Here is a 386-nt window from a genome sequence, read left to right as displayed (position 1 = left end):
CACGTCCAAGTGTTACGTTACCAACTGGTACTGAAATTGGTTTTCCAAGGTCTACAGCTTCCATACCGCGCTTCACACCGTCTGTTGATGCCATTGCGATGGTTCTCACTGTATCGTCACCTAAATGTAGTGCTACTTCTAAAGTTAAGTCGATATCAACTTCACTTTCGCTTTCCGCTTTATGCGAAACTTTGATCGCATTATAAATCTCAGGCAAGTGACCGTCTTCAAAACGAACGTCTACGACTGGTCCCATGATCTGACTGATGCGTCCTGTTTTCATTGCATTCCCTCCTGACAATTATTTCTATTCTAAGGCAGCTGCTCCGCCGACAATTTCTGTAATCTCTTGTGTAATCGCTGCTTGACGAGCACGGTTGTAAGAG

At 44.6% G+C, this 386-nt stretch carries 1 protein-coding gene and 1 pseudogene; both read right to left on the bottom strand.

Annotated elements, in window-relative coordinates; all coding sequences use genetic code 11:
* Positions 1-283, bottom strand: a pseudogene (locus tag GFC01_RS18585) (F0F1 ATP synthase subunit beta); the annotation flags it as partial.
* A 24-nt stretch (positions 284-307) separates the two neighbouring features.
* The coding region (locus GFC01_RS18580) for a F0F1 ATP synthase subunit gamma (protein ID WP_152948541.1) at positions 308-386 on the bottom strand (79 nt) is incomplete at its 5' end.

This window comes from Desulfofundulus thermobenzoicus, from assembly GCF_009428905.1.
Taxonomy (GTDB): Bacteria; Bacillota; Desulfotomaculia; order Desulfotomaculales; family Desulfovirgulaceae; genus Desulfofundulus_A; species Desulfofundulus_A thermobenzoicus.
Note: the sequence above shows the minus strand (reverse complement) of the source record. Positions and strands in the feature narration are given on the sequence as shown.